This is a genomic window from Tsukamurella conjunctivitidis (assembly GCF_007858475.1).
GTDB classification, from domain to species: Bacteria; Actinomycetota; Actinomycetes; order Mycobacteriales; family Mycobacteriaceae; genus Tsukamurella; species Tsukamurella conjunctivitidis.
Map to the genome: position 1 here is coordinate 368,658 of NZ_VIGX01000001.1, position 16,714 is coordinate 385,371.

The window sequence follows — 16,714 nt, forward strand, 5'->3', positions numbered from 1 at the left end:
TTCCGTACCTTCGAGGGCGTGGACACGTCGAGGGATCTCTGGCTGGTGGTGGCGCGCGCGAGCGTCGGGGTGATGTTCTTCATCAGCGGGTGGGGCAAGGCCGCGAACCCGAAGAAGTTCGCGGCGGACTTCGCGGCGTGGGGCATCCCGGAACCCGATCTCGCGTCCACCGCCACGGCGTGGGCGGAGCTGATCCTCGGCGCGCTCCTGGTGCTGGGGCTGCTCACCCGCCTCGCCGCCGCCGGTCTCGCGGTGACCATGGTCGGGGCGATCTACTACTCGGTGTGGCCCGCGGCGACGGAAGCGTCCACCACGGCGACCGGCTTCCTCAGCCAATTCTTCTACAGCCCCGAGTGGTTACTGCTCCTGGTGCTGCTCGCCCTCGCGGGAGCCGGCCCGGGCCGGTTCGCCCTCGACGAGCCGTTCGGCGTGGAGGCCCGCCTGCAGCGCCGCTGATCAGCCCGACGGTGCCCGCGGGGGCAGAGAGCTACCGCTCGGACTCCCGCAGGTGCTGCTCGACGCGTTCGAGTTTGGCGGTGAGCTGGCCGGTATGGCCAGGCCTGATGTCGCACTTGACCACGAGGGAGACGCGCGGTGCGGACTCGGCGAGGCGATCGACGCACGCCTTGATCACCGCCATCACCTCGTCCCACTCGCCCTCGATCGTGGTGAACATCGACGTCGTCTCGTTGGGCAGACCGGATGCGCGGACGATGGCGACGGCCTCCGCGACCGCCGCTGCGACGCCTCCGTCGGCGCTCTGGTCGCCGCCCATGGGGCTGATCGAGAATGCTGCGAGCATCATGCTCCTTTCAGGCCCTGCTCGGACCGGATGTGATCGATGTGATGACGCGGAGGAAGGCCGCGCCGTAGGTGAACGTGCAGGCGGCGAGCGCCGTCGCGGCGAGGGCGTGCCCGCCGTCCCGCCCGACGGTGCCGGTCGCCATCAGTGCGATCGCCGCGGCAGCACCCGCACCGCCGACCGTGCCGGTGGCGATGTGCAGGGTGGAACCCGGCTGATCGATCAGGAAGACGAAGAAGTGCAGCGCCACCACCAACGCGATCGCGGGCATGACGTACTCCTGGTGCCCGGACCGGCTGAGCACGATGATCGCGACGAGTGCGCCCGCGACCTCCACCGCGACGGCGACCCGGAACACGGTGCGGGACCTGCGTTCGCGCGGCGCCGGCTCCGACGGCGCCGGGGATCCCCGGCGGGCGGTCAGAAGTGCCCCGACGACGATCGCCGCGCCCAGCGCCGCGCCGATCAGAGCGGCCACCGGATACGGGCGAAGGCCCATCGCGGACCACAGCACCGTCATCAAGCCCATGAAGACCGCGAGCGACCGGGCGGTGCGGACCGGCATCAGGACTCCGCGGGTCCCAGCTCGCGCCACAGGAATTCGTAGGCCAGAGCGGATTTGAAGGCGGCCTGCTTGTTGTCCGCCGCGCCGCCGTGGCCGCCCTCGATGTTCTCGTAGTAGTCCACGTCGATGCCGCGGGCCTGCAGCGCGGCGACGAACTTGCGGGCGTGGCCGGGGTGCACGCGGTCGTCGCGGGTCGACGTGGTGACCAGGAGTGCGGGCAGGTCTCCCGGGCCGTCCGGCAGGTTCTGGTACGGCGAGTACTCGCTGATGTACGCCCACTGCGCGGGATCGTCCGGATCGCCGTACTCCGCCATCCACGAGGCCCCGGCGAGGAGCTGGTGGTAACGCCGCATGTCGAGCAGTGGCACCTGACAGACGATGGCGCCGAACAGCTCCGGGTAACGCGTGTACATCACGCCCATGAGCAGCCCGCCGTTCGACCCGCCCTGCGCGCCCAGCTGCGCCCGCGTCGTGATGCCGCGAGCCACCAGATCCTTCGCGACCGCGGCGAAGTCCTCGTATGCGCGCAGGCGATTCTCCTTGAGAGCGGCGGTGTGCCAATCGGGTCCGTACTCGCCGCCACCGCGGATGTTCGCCAGCACGTACACGCCGCCGCGCGCGATCCACGAAGCCCCGGACACCGCGGTGTAGTCCGGGGTCAGCGAGACCTCGAAGCCGCCGTAGCCGTAGAGCAGGGTCGGCTGCGGCCCATCCGCGGGCCTACGCACCACGAAGTAGGGGATCCGCGTGCCGTCGTCGCTCGTGGCGAAGAACTGCTCGGCCGTGACGCCCGTGGCGTCGTAGAACGCGGGCGCCGACTTCAGCGGCTCCACCGCGCCGCCTGCCGTCCCGTGCAGCAGCGTGGGCGGCAGCGTGAAACCGCTGGCGGTGGCGAAGATCTCGTCGCCCTCGCGAGGATCGGTGTAGTAGACGCCGATCTCGGCCAGCTCCGGGAAGCCGCGCGTCTGCCGCTTCTCCCACGTGCCGGGCTCGAGGGTGTGCAGCTCCGAGCGGACGTCCCGCATCGTCGACAACAGCAGGTACGACTTGGTCCACGCGTACCCCGCCAGGGCCGTGTGTGCGTCGGGGGTGAAGACGGTGCTGTGCTCGCGCGAGCCCGCCCGATAGGCGTCGAAGTCGAAGGCCACCAAGGCGCCCGGGGGGACCGTCACAGTGTCGGATTCGCGGCCCGCCGCGGTGGGCAGCTCCCATGCGGACTTCGGCCGCACCAGCAGCCGCGACTCGTGCACGTCCGCGTCGGAATCGGTCGGGACGTCGATCCGCTCCAGCGTCAGCGTCTCCGGCTCGAGCAGGTAGATCTCGCTGTTGTAGAAGTCGATGGCGCGCGTGACGAAGTGCCGCTCGTACCCGGGGGTGTCGTCGTAGCCGGCGCCGATGGAGACGTCCGAGTGGTGGCCCTCGTAGACCAGGTCGGCGTGGCCGAGTGGGGTGTCGCGGCGCCACCGCTTCACCACGCGGGGATAGCCCGAGTCGGTGAGCGAGCCCGGCCCGAAGTCGGTGCCCACGTACACGGTGTCCTTGTCGATCCAGGAGATCCGGCTCTTCGCCTCCGGGAGGGAGAAGCCACCGTCGACGAACTCGCGGCGGGAGATGGAGAACTCCCGCACCACCGTCGCGTCGGCGCCGCCACGGGAGAGGGAGACGAGGGCGCGGTCGTACCGCGCACCGTCGGGCGACTCGGCGCGGAGGACGGCGGCCCCGCCCCACACCCAGTTCTCGCCCTCGGCCTCGCGGAGGGCGTCGACGTCGATGACGACGTCCCACTCGGGGCTGTCGGTGCGGAAGGACTCGAGGGTGGTGCGGCGCCACAGCCCGTACGGGTGTTCGGCGTCGCGCCAGAAGTTCCACAGGTACTCGCCGCGCCGCACGGGGTAGGGGATGCGCTGGTCGGTGTCCAGAATGGCGAGCACGCCCGACTGGATCTCCTCGAACCGCGGCCCGGTCAGGCGCGCGGTGCTCGCGGCATTGCGTTCCCGCGCCCAATCGAGCGCAGTGGCGGATTCCACTTCTTCGAGCCATGCGTACTGGTCCATGGACTCCACACTAGGGCTAGGCTGAAAGCCGTGGCTGATCACTTTGACACTGTTGTACTCGGCGCCGGCCCAGGAGGCTACGTCGCCGCTATTCGCGCCGCCCAACTCGGGCAGAAGGTCGCGGTCATCGAGGAGAAGTACTGGGGCGGTGTGTGCCTGAACGTGGGCTGCATCCCGTCGAAGGCGCTCCTGAAGAACGCCGAGCTGGCGCACACCTTCACGCACAAGGCCCAGCTGTTCGGCATCTCCGGCGACGTCTCGTTCGACTTCGGCGCCGCCTTCGACCGCAGCCGCAAGGTGTCGGAGGGGATCGTCAAGGGCGTTCACTTCCTGATGAAGAAGAACAAGATCACCGAGATCAACGGCTACGGCACCTTCGTCGACGCCCACACCATCCAGGTGGGCGATCAGACGGTGACGGGCGACAACATCATCATCGACACGGGTTCGACGGTGCGCCTGCTCCCGGGCGTCACGCTGTCCGACAACGTGGTCACCTACGAGGAGCAGATCCTCACCCGCGACCTCCCCGAGTCGATCGCCATCGTCGGCGCCGGCGCGATCGGCATGGAGTTCGCCTACGTCCTGAAGAACTACGGCGTGGACGTCACCATCATCGAGTTCCTCGACCGCGCGCTGCCCAATGAGGACGCCGACGTCTCCAAGGAGATCGCCAAGCAGTACAAGAAGCTGGGCGTGAACATCCTGACCTCCACCAAGGTCGAGTCGGTCGACGATCAGGGCTCGCAGGTCGTCGTGAAGTACACCGGCCCCAAGGGGCCGGGCGAGATCACCGTCTCCAAGGTGCTCATGAGCATCGGCTTCGCGCCCCGCGTCGAGGGCTTCGGCCTCGAGAAGACCGGTGTCGCCCTCACCGAGCGCGGCGCCATCGCCATCGACGACTACATGCGCACCAACGTCCCGGGCGTCTACGCCATCGGCGATGTCACCGCGAAGCTGCAGTTGGCGCACGTCGCCGAGGCGCAGGGCGTCGTCGCCGCCGAGACCATCGCCGGCGCGGAGACCCAGGCACTGGGCGACTACCGCATGATGCCGCGCGCCACCTTCTGCCAGCCGCAGGTCGCCTCGTTCGGCCTCACCGAACAGCAGGCGAAGGACGAGGGCTACGACGTCAAGACCGCGACCTTCCCGTACACGGCGAACGGCAAGGCTCAGGGCCTCGGCGACGCCGTCGGCTTCGTCAAGCTGGTCTCCGACGCCAAGTACGGCGAGCTGCTCGGCGGTCACCTCATCGGCCCCGACGTCTCCGAGCTGCTGCCCGAGCTGACCCTCGCTCAGAAGTGGGACCTCACCGTCAACGAGCTCGCGCGCAACGTGCACACGCACCCGACTCTGTCCGAGGCGCTGCAGGAGTCGATCCACGGCCTCGCCGGCCACATGATCAACCTGTAGGAATCGTTCGCCCCGCGGCCCGGCATCGTCCTGCGACGGTGCCGGGCCGCGTCGTTTCCCCCGAAGGAGACCGACCATGTTCCGTGCCACCCCCGGCCCGCTGCCCGAGGCCGACGAGATCGCCGGCGTGGCGCTTCCGCCCGGGCGCATCGCGCTGGACGATCACGCGGTCGCGCGCGCCTGGGTCAGCACCGAGATTCTCCCCGCGGACCGGCTCGGGGAACTGGTCCGTGCCCTCGCCGCGGCCTTCCCGCAGACCGGGCTGTGGCCGGTCCGGGTCCCGAAGCAGTACATGGGATCCGACCCCGACGTTCCGTGGCGCTCGGGTCGCATCGAGCCGCCGGTCACCGCGATCCCCGACGCGCTCGGCATCGTGCTCCGCAACGCGGCTGAGGACGCGGCGGAGTTCGACGAGGACGATGACGACCCCAGCTTCCCGCCGCCGGTGGAGGACCTCGCGCCCGCGCAACCCGGGCCGGACCCGCAGCCCGGCGAGCTCGACGCCCCCGAGGAAGGAGCGCTGCTCCTGGTCCCCGTGGCCCGTCCGGCAGACGTTCCCGCCGCGCTCGGATGGGACGGCGCCGTCAACGCCGATCTCGACGCGGGCGACGTGACCGCCCTCGTCCGTTCCTGGGAGGACAGGTTCGGGGCAGTCCTCGTGAGCCTCGGTCTCGACACGATGACGCTGCAGGTGACCCGTCGCCCGGAGAGCGGCGCCCAGCTGGACGCGCTGGCGTACGAGCACTACGCCTTCTGCTCGGACAACTACAGTCACGAGGTCTTCGACAGCTATCGCACCGGGCTGAGCGAGTGGAGGCACTGGAACTTCTGGTGGGACTGATCGGCGGAGTTGGACACTCGTCGCGGACCCTGGCATGGTCGGGTACGCGGCGTGGAGCCCCCACGGCGCCGGGTCGAGACGAGGCATCGGTGAAGTAGGAACATCCACGCCGTCAGGTGTGCAGTGCGCAACAGAGGCACTGCCCGGACGGAGGGTATCGATGAATCATTCTGCGACGCTTACCGACCCCTACCCCACGCGCGTCGACTCCAGCACCGTCACCGACCGGCCCGACCCCGTCGTCTGGCCCGGTCGCTCCGGTCCGTGGTCGGACGCCGCCGTGGATCACTTCGCGACGAACGGATTCCGCAGCGTGGAGGGCGTGCTCGACAAGGGGGACGTCACCGGGATCCGCTCCGAGATCGACCGGCTCGCCGAGCTGCTCGGGGAGGACGAGCGGCTGATCCGTGAGACCTCGGACGGCAGCGTGCGATCGCTGTTCGCGGTGCACGAGCTCAGCGACCGCATCGCGTCGATCATCGCGCGTGACGAGATCGCCGGTGTCGCCCGGCAGCTGCTCGGCGACGACGTCTACGTGCATCAGAGCCGGGTCAATCTCAAGCCCGGCTTCGCCGGCGGACCCTTCTACTGGCACAGCGACTTCGAGACCTGGCACGCCGAGGACGGCATGCCCACGCCGCGCGCGGTGAGCGTCTCGCTGGCGCTCACGCCGAACACGCCGTTCAACGGCTCACTGATGATCATGCCGGGCTCGCACCGCAAGTTCGTCTCCTGCGTGGGCCGCACACCCGGCGAGTACCACCGGGAGTCGCTGAAGTCCTACCGGCCGCCCTTCGGCACGCCGGAGGAGAGCGACATCGCGTCGATGGCCGACGAGTACGGCATCGAGCAGGTCACCGGTGGTGCGGGCAGCGCGCTGTACTTCGACTGCAACTGCCTGCACGCCTCGGCGGGGAACATCTCGCCGTACCCGCGGTCGAACCTGTTCGTGGTGTTCAACGCCGTCTCCAACGCGCTGCAGGAGCCCTTCGCCGCCGACGCCCGTCGCCCGGAGTACCTGGCGACCCGCTGACGCGTTCCGAACGTCGGGTTCTGCGGACGGGCGAGGCCGAATCCTGCCTCGCACCGCCGCAGAACCTGACGTTCGAGACGGTCGGTGGTGGAGGTCAGTGGTGGCCGACCACGTTGACGACCGTGCCGTCCGGAGCGCGGACGAAGAATCGGCGCGGGCCCCACTCCTCGCTGGTGAGCGGGTGCACGATCTCGTAGCCGGACCGCTGCGCCTCGGCGTACGCGGCGTCGACGTCCTCGGTCATGACGGAGATGTCGGAGTCGATCTCCGCGGTCCGGTCACCGGTGACGAGCTGCACGCTGGCGCCGTGGTCGGGGGAGGAGAATCGGGCCACCCAGCCGAGGTTGAACTCCTCATCGGACAGGCCCAGGAAGTCGGCGTAGAAGCCGCGGGCCGAGTCGATGTCGTCGACCGCGATGTTGGTGATCACCTTGTGCACCTTCATGGTCACGGCCGTTCCGGCTGGATGCCGAGGACGTCGATCGCGGTGGCGAGGCCGTCGTAGTTGGTCGCCAGCATGACGATCTCCACCAGCTTGCGGTCGTCGTAGAACTCGGAGAGGCGGGCCCAGGCGTCGTCGGTGACCGCCTTGTCCTCGACGAGCTCGGTGACGACGTCGAGCAGCGCGGCGCTGCGCTCGTCCCAGCCGGAGCCGTCGAAGATGCGCTCGAACTGCGTCTCCGTCAGGCCGGCCCGCGCGCCGATCCGCCGGTGGTGGCCCAGCTCGTAATCGCTTCCCCGCAGGTACGCCACGCGTACGATCACCGTCTCCGACTCCGACCGCTTGAGCGCACCGAAGGGCATGAGCATTCCCGAGTAGCCGAGCCACCCGACGAAGAGCCGCTTGGTGCGGCCGAGCGTGGAGAACAGATGCATGTCGTCGGCGCGGATGGCCTTCGCACCGATCCGGGCGATGGCGTAGTTGATCGGTCCGAGCTGGCGGAGTCCGCCGGGCGTCACGCGCGGTGTCATGCCCCGACGCTACCGCCTGGCGGGTGCGGCGGAGCGGCACCGCCGGGCCCGGCTACCGGACGAGGTAGGGGGAGATGGTGGAGCGGTGTTCGTCGATGTCGAGTGCCTTGCCGATGGCGGGGAAGGCGCGCTGCGGGCAGCCGGCGCGCTCGCAGACGCGGCAGCCGGCGCCGATGGGGGTGGCGGTGACGTCGTGGAGATCCATGCCGCGGGCGTAGACCAGGCGGTGCGCGTGCCGCAGCTCGCAGCCGATGCCGATGGCGAAGGTCTTGCCGGGCTGCCCGTACCGTGCCGCACGTCGCTCGACGGTGCGCGCGACCCACAGGTAGTTGCGGCCGTCGGGCATCTCGACGATCTGCGTGATGATCTTGCCCGGCCAGGCGAAGGTCTCGTAGACGTTCCACAGCGGACAGGTGCCGCCGGACGCGGAGAAGTGGAAGCCGGTGGAGCTCTGCCGCTTGCTCATGTTGCCCGCGCGGTCCACGCGCACGAAGGACAGCGGCACGCCGCGCAGGTTGGGACGCTGCAGCGTGGACAGCCGGTGCGCGATGGTCTCGTAACTCACCGAGAAGAACGCGGACAGCCGCTCGATGTCGTACTCGAACTCCTCCGCGGCGCCGTGGAACTGCGTGTACGGCAGCACGACGGCGGCGGCGTAGTAGTTGGCCAGCCCCAGGCGGGCGAGCCGGCCGGCCTCCTCGGAGCCGAACCCGGCACCGTCGACCAGGGCGTCGATCTCCCGGCCGCATTCCAGGTAGGCGAGTTCGGCCGCCATCTTGAAGACCTGCTGCCCGCCGGAGAGGTGGCGGTTGATCTCGAGCACGCGGGTTCGCGGGTCGTAGCGATGCAGCACCGTCTCGCCGAGGTCGACGCGGCGGCGGATGGAGACGTTGTGCACGGCCTCGAGCCGGGTGACGATCTCGGTGCGCACGTCGGCGTTGTGCATGCGCATCCGCGCGGTGAGCTCCTCGGCCGCGACGTCGAGCTCGTGGAAGTAGTTCTGCCGCTGGTAGAAGAAGTCCCGCACCTCCTCGTGCGGATTGGGGATGGCTCCGCGCGCCCCCGGATCGTTGCGGCCGTCGGTCACCTGGGCCAGCTGGTCCGCGGCGCCGAGGTAGCGGCGGTGCAGCGCGACCATCGCGCGGGCGAAGCCGGGGTGGTCGCGGGCGAGCTCGGACAGCTCGTCGGTGCTGGTGGGTGCGTCGACGTCCATCGTGACCTCGCGCAGCTCCGCGATGAGGCGCGTCTGGTCCTGGGAGTTGAAGAACGAGGTGTCGACGCCGAAGACGTCGGTGATCTTGAGCAGGACCGGCACGCTGAGCGGGCGGACGTCGTGCTCGATCTGGTTCAGGTACGACGGCGAGATCTCCAGCGCCTCCGCCAGGGACGCCTGCGACAGCCCGCGCTCTTTGCGCAGGCCGCGCAGTCGTGCCCCCACGAAGGTCTTGGACATGCAGCGAATATTAGCCGCGGAAGCCCAGCTACCGTCGGGTTCCGGGCGTTCACGGGCGCCTTAGCAGTGAGGTGTGTCACAGGAGTGCGGCGGCGACGCGCGGCGCGGCGGCGGCGGACCGTCGGAACCGGACGGAGGGGCCCGGCGGCCGGGCTCGGCAAACTCCCAGTACGGGCGTACTTTTTCCTGCGGACTTCGCCCTCGGTCTTCGCAGGATTAGCAACTTCAGGGTGATTTCATGGCTTGCTTTGGCATCATCGACCGCCTTGGCCTGCAGCTTTAGGTGTGGCACAGTAGGTGAAGGCGCAACGCCGGGACTGCGAATCGGGTTAGCGATAACCCTCGCTCAGCCGCCCGGCAGCCGATCAGATCCACATCGACGCAGAGAAGAACGGGGAGCCAATGAGCACCGTCGGACAGCCGAGGACCGCCGCCGAGATCCAGCAGGATTGGGACACCAACCCGCGCTGGAAGGGCATCACGCGCGAGTACACCGCCGAGCAGGTCGCTGAGCTGCAGGGCAGCGTCGTCGAGGAGAACACCCTCGCTCGCCGTGGCGCGGAGATCCTGTGGGACGGCGTCACCAAGGGTGACGGCTCCTACATCAACGCCCTGGGTGCCCTCACCGGCAACATGGCCGTGCAGCAGGTGCGCGCCGGCCTCAAGGCGATCTACCTCTCCGGCTGGCAGGTCGCCGGTGACGCGAACCTCTCGGGCCACACCTACCCCGACCAGTCGCTGTACCCGGCCAACTCGGTGCCGTCGGTCGTGCGTCGCATCAACAACGCCATGCTCCGCGCCGACGAGATCGCCCGGGTCGAGGGTGACAAGTCCGTCGACAACTGGGTCGTGCCGATCGTGGCCGACGGCGAGGCCGGCTTCGGTGGCGCGCTGAACGTCTACGAGCTGCAGAAGGCCATGATCGCCGCGGGTGCCGCCGGTACCCACTGGGAGGATCAGCTCGCCTCGGAGAAGAAGTGCGGCCACCTCGGTGGCAAGGTGCTCATCCCCACCCAGCAGCACATCCGCACGCTGACCTCGGCCCGCCTGGCCGCCGACGTGGCGAACACGCCCACCGTCGTCATCGCGCGCACCGACGCCGAGGCCGCCACCCTGATCACCTCGGACGTCGACGATCGCGACAAGCCGTTCGTGACCGGTGAGCGCACCGCCGAGGGCTTCTACAACATCAAGAACGGCATCGAGCCCTGCATCGCCCGCGCCAAGGCCTACGCGCCGTACGCGGACATGATCTGGATGGAGACCGGCGTTCCGGACCTCGAGGTCGCCAAGAAGTTCGCCGAGGGCGTCAAGGCCGAGTTCCCGGACCAGCTGCTCTCCTACAACTGCTCGCCGTCCTTCAACTGGAAGCAGGCGCTGGACGACGCGACCATCGCCAAGTTCCAGAAGGAGCTCGGCGCGATGGGCTTCACCTTCCAGTTCATCACGCTGGCCGGCTTCCACGCCCTCAACCACTCGATGTTCGACCTGGCCTACGGCTACGCCCGCGAGGGCATGACGGCCTACGTCGACCTGCAGGAGCGCGAGTTCGCGTCGGAGGCTCGTGGCTACACCGCCACCAAGCACCAGCGTGAGGTCGGCGCCGGCTACTTCGACCGCATCGCCACCACCGTCGACCCCAACACCTCGACGGCCGCCCTGAAGGGCTCCACCGAGGAGGGCCAGTTCCACTAAGCGTGGACTGGGTCTAGAACTCTCGGCAGGCGGCTCGCAACGATTCCTCGTTGCGGGCCGCCTGCCGCATATCGAAGGACAATGCTATGACTGAAACCGTTTCGCGGGTCGGCGTCGTGGGCGCCGGTCAGATGGGCGGCGGCATCGCCGAGGTGTCGGCCCGCGCCGGCGCCGACGTGCTGGTCTGGGAGGCCACCGAGGAGCTCGCGGCCGGCGGTCGCGCGCGCATCCTCAAGTCGCTGGACCGTGCCGTGTCCAGCGGCAAGATCACCGAGCGTGAGCGCGATCAGGCCGCCGAGCGGCTGCGCTTCACCACCGACCTCGCCGACTTCGCCGACCGTCAGCTGGTGGTCGAGGCGATCGTCGAGAACGAGGCCGTGAAGGCGGAGATCTTCGGCAAGCTCGACGAGGTCGTCACCGACCCCGAGGCCGTGCTCGCGTCCAACACCAGCTCGCTGCCGATCCAGCGCATCGCCACCGCCACGAAGAACCCGGGCCGCGTGCTGGGCCTGCACTTCTTCAACCCGGTGCCCGTGCTGCCGCTGGTCGAGGTCATCAGCTCGCTGTCGACGTCCGAGGCGGCCGCCGCCCGGGCCGAGCAGTTCGCGTCCGAGGTGCTGGGCAAGCAGGTCGTGCGCGCGACGGACCGTTCCGGATTCATCGTCAACGCCCTCTTGGTGCCGTACCTGCTCTCGGCGATCCGCATGTACGAGTCGGGTTTCGCGACCGCCGAGGACATCGACAAGGGCATGATGCTGGGCTGCGCGCACCCGATGGGTCCGCTCAAGCTGGCCGACCTCGTGGGCCTCGACACGGTGAAGTTCATCGCCGATGCGATGTACGCCGAGTACAAGGAGCCCACCTACGCCGCGCCGCCGCTGCTGCTGCGCCTGGTGGAGGCCGGCTACGTCGGCAAGAAGTCGGGCCGCGGCATCTACGAGTACCCCGCGAAGTAGCCTCCGCTCGCAACGTTTGCTGAACCGGCAAGGAAACTTGCCGGTTCAGCCGTTTCTGGAGCACGGTGGATCCATGAACGAAACGCAGATCCTGGACACCGTCATCGTCGGCGGCGGGGCCGCCGGGCTCACCGCCGCGCAGGTCCTCGGCCGGGCGCGACGTACCGTCACCGTCGTCGACGCGGGCGCGCCCCGCAACGCCCCCGCTGAGCACATGCACGGCTACCTCGGCCACGACGGCCTCGATCCCGCCGAGCTGCTGGCGATCGGCCGCCGCGAGGCGCAGGCCTACGGCGTGCGCATCCTGGCGGGCGCCGCGACGGGGGTGCGCCGGGAGGGCGAGGTCCTCGTGGTCACCGTCGGCGACGAGGAACTGCGCGCCCGCACCCTGCTGGTCGCGACCGGCCTGCGCGACGTGCTGCCCGCGATCGACGGTGTCGTCGAGCGCTTCGGCCGCGACGCGCTGCACTGCCCCTTCTGCCACGGCTACGAGGTGCGCGACCGGCCGCTCGCGGTGATCGGCGGGGAGATCGCTGCGATGTCGGTGCACCAGGCGCTGCTCATCCCGCAGTGGTCGCGCGACCTGATCTTCTTCACCAACGGCCTCGAGGTCGACGACGCCGACCGCGCGAAGATCTCCGCGCGCGGCACCCGCATCGTCGACGGTGCCGTCGCCGGCCTGGTCGTCGAGGACGACGCGCTGCGCGCGGTCCGGCTCGCCGATGGCACCGAGATCGAGCGGGAGGCCGTCTTCGTCGGCCCGCGGCTGGAGCCGCAGGACGAGCTGCTGCGGGCGCTCGGCGCCGAGCGCGTGGCCGCCGGGCCGTTCCCGACGGTCCCCGTCGACCCGATGGGTGCGGTCGCCGGGCAGTCGGGCGTGTGGGCGGCGGGCAACGTCGTGAATCCGATGGCGCAGGTGATCGTCGCGGCCGGAGCCGGTTCCGTCGCGGCCACGGCGATCAGCGCGCACCTGCTCGAGCGCGACATCGCGACCGACCTGGCCCGGGGCGCGCAGTAGGGCGCTAGCGTCATCCCCATGACCAGCGCACTGGACCGGGTGCAGGCCCTGCTCGACCCCGAGCGGCTCGGCCGCGAGCCCGACCGCAGCCACGGCTACCTCGACGTGCTCGCGCCCGACAGCGCGAAGCCGACGGGGCTGAGCAACGCGCTCATGCACAACCCCGCGCTGGCCGCGGTCTACGAGAAGGCGTGGCGGCCCGCGTTCACCCGGCTGTTCAGCCTCGGCGGCTCGGGCACGCTGAGCCGGACCGACGTGCTGCTCGACGAGCTCACGGGCCGCGGCGATCAGAAGCTCCTCGACGTCGCGTGCGGGCCCGGGCTGTACACGAGACCGTTGGCCCGCAAGCTCAGCGGCGAGGGCGTGGTGGTGGGGCTCGATGTCTCCGACGCCATGCTGCAGCGCGCCGTCCGCGATAACGCGGGCGATCGCGTCGCCTACGTGCGCGGCAGCGCTCTCGAGCTGCCCTTTCCGGACGACACCTTCGACACGGTGGTCTGCCTGGCCGCGCTGTACCTGATCCCGGCGCCGCGCCTCGCCGTGCGGGAGATCTGCCGGGTGACGAGGCCGGGCGGCCGGGTGGCGCTGTTCACCTCGCTGCAGACGCCGCTCACCTCCGTCCTCGGCTCGTCGACCGCGGAGCGGGTCTCGGGCTTCCGCTGGTTCGGCAAGGACGAGATCACCGGCTGGCTGCGCGACTACGGCCTCGCCGACGTGCAGCAGACGGTCAGCGGGCAGGGGCAGTTCGTGACGGCCCGCAAGCCGCAGTGATCGGACCTCAGGCCGGGGGATAGGCCGCCAACAACGCGGTCCGGAGCGGGTCGGTCGTGTGGGGCAGCCACAGCGCCTGGACCGGGACCTGCGGGGCGTCGTCGAGTTCGACGACGACGGCCCGGCCCCCGAACCGGGGCCCGGTGTCGTCGGTCACGAAGGCCGCGGCGTGCGGCGAGGTCAGCACGGCCGTCGCGGGCGGCGTGCCCTGCACGCGGTTCACCAGCAGGTCCGGTTCGAAGCCCGCGCGCCGGCACTGCGCGACGAGGAAATCCGTGTAGAACGAGGCGTGCGGCGGCGCCCACACCACGATGGGCGACGCGGCGAGGTCCGCCAGCGCGAGCGACTCGCGGCCCGCGAGCGGATGGTCGCGATGCAGCGCGACGCGCATCCGGTGGTAGCCGATCGTCACCCCGGCCAGCCGCTCGGGCAGCGCGACGCCCCGCCGGAGCACCAGGTCGACGGTGCCCTCCTCCAGCTCGGAGGTCATTGCCGACGGGAACAGCTCCCGCACCGTGATCGACGGTGAATCCTCCTGCACGATGAGGGGTTCCAGCAGCTCGTAGGCCTCGTCGGCGGTGACGGCGGGGCTGCGCCCCACGACGAAGCCCCGCGGCTTCTCCGCGCCCGCGTCCCGCGCTCGCGCCGCGAGCAGCCGGGCGCCGGACAGGACGGACGGCGCACCGTCGTATAGCGAGCGGGCGGCGGCGGTGGGTGCGAGGCGACGCCCGGACCGCGTGAACAGCGGCGTGCCGAGCTCGCGCTCCAGCTGGCGCAGCGCGGCCGAGAGTGCCTGCTGGCTCAGGTGCAGGCGGGCGGCCGCGGCGGCGAGCGAGGGCTCCTCCATCGCGGCCACGAACTGCTCGAGACGTCGGAGGTCGGGGGTGGTCACCCGACCAGCATCTCACAAATAGGATTGGTGAATAGACCGGAAAGTTTCGATTGTCAGTTGATGGTCGGGCTCGTATGTTGGGTATTGCAAAGGTTTCACCAACCCGACGAAGGAGAGACATTCATGACGAAGCTCGCAGGGAAGACCGCGGTCGTCGCCGGTGGCGGCAAGAACCTCGGTGGCCTGGTCAGCCGCCACCTGGCCGGCCTGGGCGCGAACGTCGCGGTGCACTACAACAGCCCGTCGTCGGAGGCGGAGGCGCGCGAGACCGCGGCCGCCGTCGAGGCCGCGGGCGGCAAGGCGCTCCTGTTTCAGGGCGACCTCACCGCGCCCGCCAAGGTCACCGAGCTGTTCGACGCGGCCGTCGCCGAGTTCGGCGGCGTGGACGTGGCCGTGAACACCGTCGGCAAGGTGCTGCGCAAGCCCATCCTCGAGACCAGCGAGGAGGAGTACGACTCGATGCTCGACATCAACGCCAAGGCGGCGTACTTCTTCATCAAGGAGGCGGGCCGCACCCTCAACGACGACGGCACGCTGATCACCATCGTGACCGCGCTGCTCGGCGCCTTCACCGACGGCTACTCCACCTACGCGGGCGGTAAGTCGCCGGTGGAGCACTTCAACCGCGCCGCGGCCAAGGAGTTCGGCACGCGCGGGATCAGCGTCAACGCCATCGCCCCCGGCCCGATGGACACGCCCTTCTTCTACGGCCAGGAGACGCCCGAGCGCGTCGAGTTCCACAAGTCGCAGGGAATGGGCAACCGCCTCACGTTCATCGAGGACATCGCGCCGATCGTCGACTTCCTCTCGACCGACGGCCACTGGATCACCGGTCAGACGCTGTTCGCGAACGGCGGCTACACCACGCGCTGACATCGGCGCGCGCCGCCGATCCACGCGGCCTACGATGATCGACGTTTCGTGCGATCACGAACGCGATCACGAACTTGGGCGACGAGCAGGAGATCTTCCGTGACTGATGGACCGTCGGCTTTGCGCCGCCGCTTGACCCGGATGGCGGGACGCGACCCCCACGAGGAGGGCCGGACGGCCACCACGCTGGAGTTGTTCTTCGACCTCACCTTCGTGGTGGTCTTCTCGCTCGCCGGGGTGCAGCTGGCGGACGCGATCGCGGAGGCGCACTACCTGGCGGCCTTCCTGGGCTTCGGGCTGTGCGCCTTCGCGGCGGTCTGGGCGTGGATCAACTTCACTTGGATGGCGTCGGCCTTCGACACCGATGACTGGCTCTTCCGCGCGGTGACCATGCTGCAGATGCTCGGTGTCTGCATCATGGGCCTCGGCGTCGAGCCCTTCTTCGCCTCGATCGTCGCGCACGAACAGCCGAACAACACGGTGCTGGTGATCGGCTACGTGGTGATGCGCGTCGCGCTGCTCTCGCAGTGGGCCCGCGTGGCTATCTCCTCGCCGCAGTACCGCAAGGCCGCCGTCACGTACATCATCGCGATCACCGTCGCCCAGATCGGTTGGATCTTCAGCGCTTTCGCGCCGCTGACGCTTGCGCAGTTCGTCGGCATCGGCGTCGTCCTGTTCGTCGTCGAGCTCGGCGGGCCGTACATCGCCGAGCGGCGCGAGCGCACCCCGTGGAATCCGCACCACATCGCCGAGCGCTACGGGCTGCTCACCATCATCACGCTCGGCGAGGGCGTGGTGGGCACGGTCGTGGCGTTGCAGGCGCTGCTCAAGGCGCAGGGCTGGAGCATCGACGTCGCCGTCCTCGGCGTCGCGGCGATGGTGCTCAACCTGTCGATCTGGTGGATCTACTTCTCGATCCCCGTCGGGGAGGCGCTGGTGCGCAACACCAACAAGTGCTTCGCCTGGGGCTACGGCCACATCGTGATCTTCATGGCGATCGCGGCCTTCGGTGCCGGGCTGCACGTCGAGGCGCTGGGCATCTCGCACGAGGCGCACGTGAGCAACGTGGTGGTCGCCTCCGCGTTCGTCCTTCCGCTGGCCGTCGCCGTGCTGGGGATCGAGATCATGGACGCCTACCTGTGCGGGTTCGACGGCCACCGCGCGGTCACCGTGGCGATCACCCTCGCGCTGCTCGGCGCCGGCGTCGCGGCCGTCGCCGCGGGGGCCACGCCGCTGGCCGCGCTGGTGTGGAGCGCGATCGCGCTGCTGGTGCAGGTCGTCGTCGAGGAGCTGTGGTCCGGCAAGCGCCGGGCCGAGCGCCTGGCCTAGCCCGACGGTGCCGGACCCGCGCGGCCCGGCACCGTCGGCCTGCGGCC

The 16,714-nt window shown here is 69.8% G+C and carries 17 protein-coding genes; 10 read left to right on the plus strand and 7 right to left on the minus strand.

Annotated features, from left to right (window positions below; translation table 11 throughout):
* The first annotated feature begins 18 nt into the window (after positions 1-18).
* Entirely contained in the window at positions 19-456 is a 438-nt protein-coding gene (locus tag FK530_RS01700) for a DoxX family protein (protein WP_146485246.1), read from the plus strand.
* Positions 457-487: 31 nt separating this feature from the next.
* On the opposite strand, the gene FK530_RS01705 is transcribed toward FK530_RS01700, so the two are convergent.
* From FK530_RS01705 to FK530_RS01715, 3 genes are read right to left on the minus strand one after another with little or no spacing between them, the layout of a single operon-like run.
* A complete protein-coding gene (locus tag FK530_RS01705; RefSeq protein ID WP_146485247.1) occupies positions 488-802 on the minus strand; it encodes a thiamine-binding protein in 315 nt (104 codons plus the stop codon).
* Between the two features lie 10 nt (positions 803-812).
* Positions 813-1,367 carry a hypothetical protein gene (locus tag FK530_RS01710; RefSeq protein WP_146485248.1) on the minus strand — a complete coding sequence of 185 codons (555 nt, stop codon included), beginning with the start codon at positions 1,365-1,367 and terminating at the stop codon, positions 813-815.
* A complete protein-coding gene (locus FK530_RS01715; RefSeq protein WP_410468443.1) occupies positions 1,367-3,463 on the minus strand; it encodes a prolyl oligopeptidase family serine peptidase in 2,097 nt (698 codons plus the stop codon). The genes FK530_RS01710 and FK530_RS01715 overlap by 1 nt, the downstream gene beginning before the upstream one ends.
* On the opposite strand from FK530_RS01715, the gene lpdA reads away from it, so the two are divergent.
* The 3 genes from lpdA (at position 3,452) to thpD (ending at position 6,708) form a co-directional block, all read left to right on the plus strand.
* Entirely contained in the window at positions 3,452-4,834 is a 1,383-nt protein-coding gene (lpdA, locus tag FK530_RS01720; protein ID WP_146485250.1) for a dihydrolipoyl dehydrogenase, read from the plus strand. The two genes, FK530_RS01715 and lpdA, sit on opposite strands and share 12 nt — an antisense overlap.
* A 76-nt stretch (positions 4,835-4,910) precedes the next feature.
* The gene (locus FK530_RS01725) at positions 4,911-5,675 is read left to right on the plus strand and encodes a DUF4253 domain-containing protein (RefSeq protein ID WP_146485251.1); all 765 of its coding nucleotides are present in this window, start codon (positions 4,911-4,913) and stop codon (positions 5,673-5,675) included.
* Between the two features lie 160 nt (positions 5,676-5,835).
* Positions 5,836-6,708 (plus strand): ectoine hydroxylase, encoded by an 873-nt coding sequence (gene thpD, locus FK530_RS01730; RefSeq protein WP_146485252.1) that lies wholly within the window; start codon positions 5,836-5,838, stop codon positions 6,706-6,708.
* Positions 6,709-6,802: 94 nt separating this feature from the next.
* Here thpD and FK530_RS01735 read toward each other — a convergent pair whose 3' ends face one another.
* From FK530_RS01735 to ramB, 3 genes are read right to left on the minus strand one after another with little or no spacing between them, the layout of a single operon-like run.
* Entirely contained in the window at positions 6,803-7,153 is a 351-nt protein-coding gene (locus FK530_RS01735; RefSeq protein WP_146485253.1) for a VOC family protein, read from the minus strand.
* Positions 7,154-7,155: 2 nt separating this feature from the next.
* Positions 7,156-7,680 (minus strand): carboxymuconolactone decarboxylase family protein, encoded by a 525-nt coding sequence (locus FK530_RS01740; RefSeq protein ID WP_146485254.1) that lies wholly within the window; start codon positions 7,678-7,680, stop codon positions 7,156-7,158.
* A gap of 52 nt (positions 7,681-7,732) precedes the next feature.
* Positions 7,733-9,133, minus strand: coding sequence for an acetate metabolism transcriptional regulator RamB (gene ramB / locus FK530_RS01745; RefSeq protein WP_146485255.1), 1,401 nt, complete (start codon positions 9,131-9,133; stop codon positions 7,733-7,735).
* Between the two features lie 402 nt (positions 9,134-9,535).
* Here ramB and aceA point away from each other — a divergent pair, with 402 nt between their 5' ends.
* From aceA to FK530_RS01765, 4 genes are all read left to right on the plus strand, one after another.
* On the plus strand, positions 9,536-10,828 hold the full coding sequence (gene aceA, locus FK530_RS01750; RefSeq protein ID WP_146434360.1) for an isocitrate lyase: 1,293 nt from the start codon (positions 9,536-9,538) through the stop codon (positions 10,826-10,828).
* A gap of 86 nt (positions 10,829-10,914) precedes the next feature.
* Complete coding sequence (locus tag FK530_RS01755) at positions 10,915-11,784, plus strand: 3-hydroxybutyryl-CoA dehydrogenase (RefSeq protein ID WP_146485256.1); 870 nt, start codon at positions 10,915-10,917, stop codon at positions 11,782-11,784.
* A gap of 73 nt (positions 11,785-11,857) precedes the next feature.
* Entirely contained in the window at positions 11,858-12,802 is a 945-nt protein-coding gene (locus FK530_RS01760; RefSeq protein WP_146485257.1) for an NAD(P)/FAD-dependent oxidoreductase, read from the plus strand.
* A gap of 18 nt (positions 12,803-12,820) precedes the next feature.
* Positions 12,821-13,573, plus strand: coding sequence for a class I SAM-dependent methyltransferase (locus tag FK530_RS01765; protein ID WP_146485258.1), 753 nt, complete (start codon positions 12,821-12,823; stop codon positions 13,571-13,573).
* A gap of 7 nt (positions 13,574-13,580) precedes the next feature.
* Here the strand turns inward: FK530_RS01765 and FK530_RS01770 are convergent, their stop codons facing one another.
* Positions 13,581-14,465, minus strand: a complete 885-nt coding sequence (locus FK530_RS01770; RefSeq protein WP_146485259.1) for a LysR family transcriptional regulator — start codon at positions 14,463-14,465, stop codon at positions 13,581-13,583.
* Between the two features lie 123 nt (positions 14,466-14,588).
* Here FK530_RS01770 and FK530_RS01775 point away from each other — a divergent pair, with 123 nt between their 5' ends.
* A complete protein-coding gene (locus FK530_RS01775; RefSeq protein WP_146485260.1) occupies positions 14,589-15,338 on the plus strand; it encodes an SDR family oxidoreductase in 750 nt (249 codons plus the stop codon).
* Positions 15,339-15,437: 99 nt separating this feature from the next.
* Positions 15,438-16,667, plus strand: coding sequence for a low temperature requirement protein A (locus FK530_RS01780; protein WP_146485261.1), 1,230 nt, complete (start codon positions 15,438-15,440; stop codon positions 16,665-16,667).
* Positions 16,668-16,714: the final 47 nt, after the last annotated feature.

Bases quoted from the DNA above. Each gene is read 5' to 3' on its own strand.
- FK530_RS01705 (WP_146485247.1), bottom strand. From the start codon at position 802: ATGCTCGCAGCATTCTCGATCAGCCCCATGGGCGGCGACCAGAGCGCC.
- FK530_RS01710 (WP_146485248.1), bottom strand. From the start codon at position 1,367: ATGCCGGTCCGCACCGCCCGGTCGCTCGCGGTCTTCATGGGCTTGATG.
- FK530_RS01725 (WP_146485251.1), top strand. From the start codon at position 4,911: ATGTTCCGTGCCACCCCCGGCCCGCTGCCCGAGGCCGACGAGATCGCC.
- thpD (WP_146485252.1), top strand. From the start codon at position 5,836: ATGAATCATTCTGCGACGCTTACCGACCCCTACCCCACGCGCGTCGAC.
- FK530_RS01735 (WP_146485253.1), bottom strand. From the start codon at position 7,153: ATGAAGGTGCACAAGGTGATCACCAACATCGCGGTCGACGACATCGAC.
- FK530_RS01740 (WP_146485254.1), bottom strand. From the start codon at position 7,680: ATGACACCGCGCGTGACGCCCGGCGGACTCCGCCAGCTCGGACCGATC.
- ramB (WP_146485255.1), bottom strand. From the start codon at position 9,133: ATGTCCAAGACCTTCGTGGGGGCACGACTGCGCGGCCTGCGCAAAGAG.
- aceA (WP_146434360.1), top strand. From the start codon at position 9,536: ATGAGCACCGTCGGACAGCCGAGGACCGCCGCCGAGATCCAGCAGGAT.
- FK530_RS01755 (WP_146485256.1), top strand. From the start codon at position 10,915: ATGACTGAAACCGTTTCGCGGGTCGGCGTCGTGGGCGCCGGTCAGATG.
- FK530_RS01760 (WP_146485257.1), top strand. From the start codon at position 11,858: ATGAACGAAACGCAGATCCTGGACACCGTCATCGTCGGCGGCGGGGCC.
- FK530_RS01765 (WP_146485258.1), top strand. From the start codon at position 12,821: ATGACCAGCGCACTGGACCGGGTGCAGGCCCTGCTCGACCCCGAGCGG.
- FK530_RS01775 (WP_146485260.1), top strand. From the start codon at position 14,589: ATGACGAAGCTCGCAGGGAAGACCGCGGTCGTCGCCGGTGGCGGCAAG.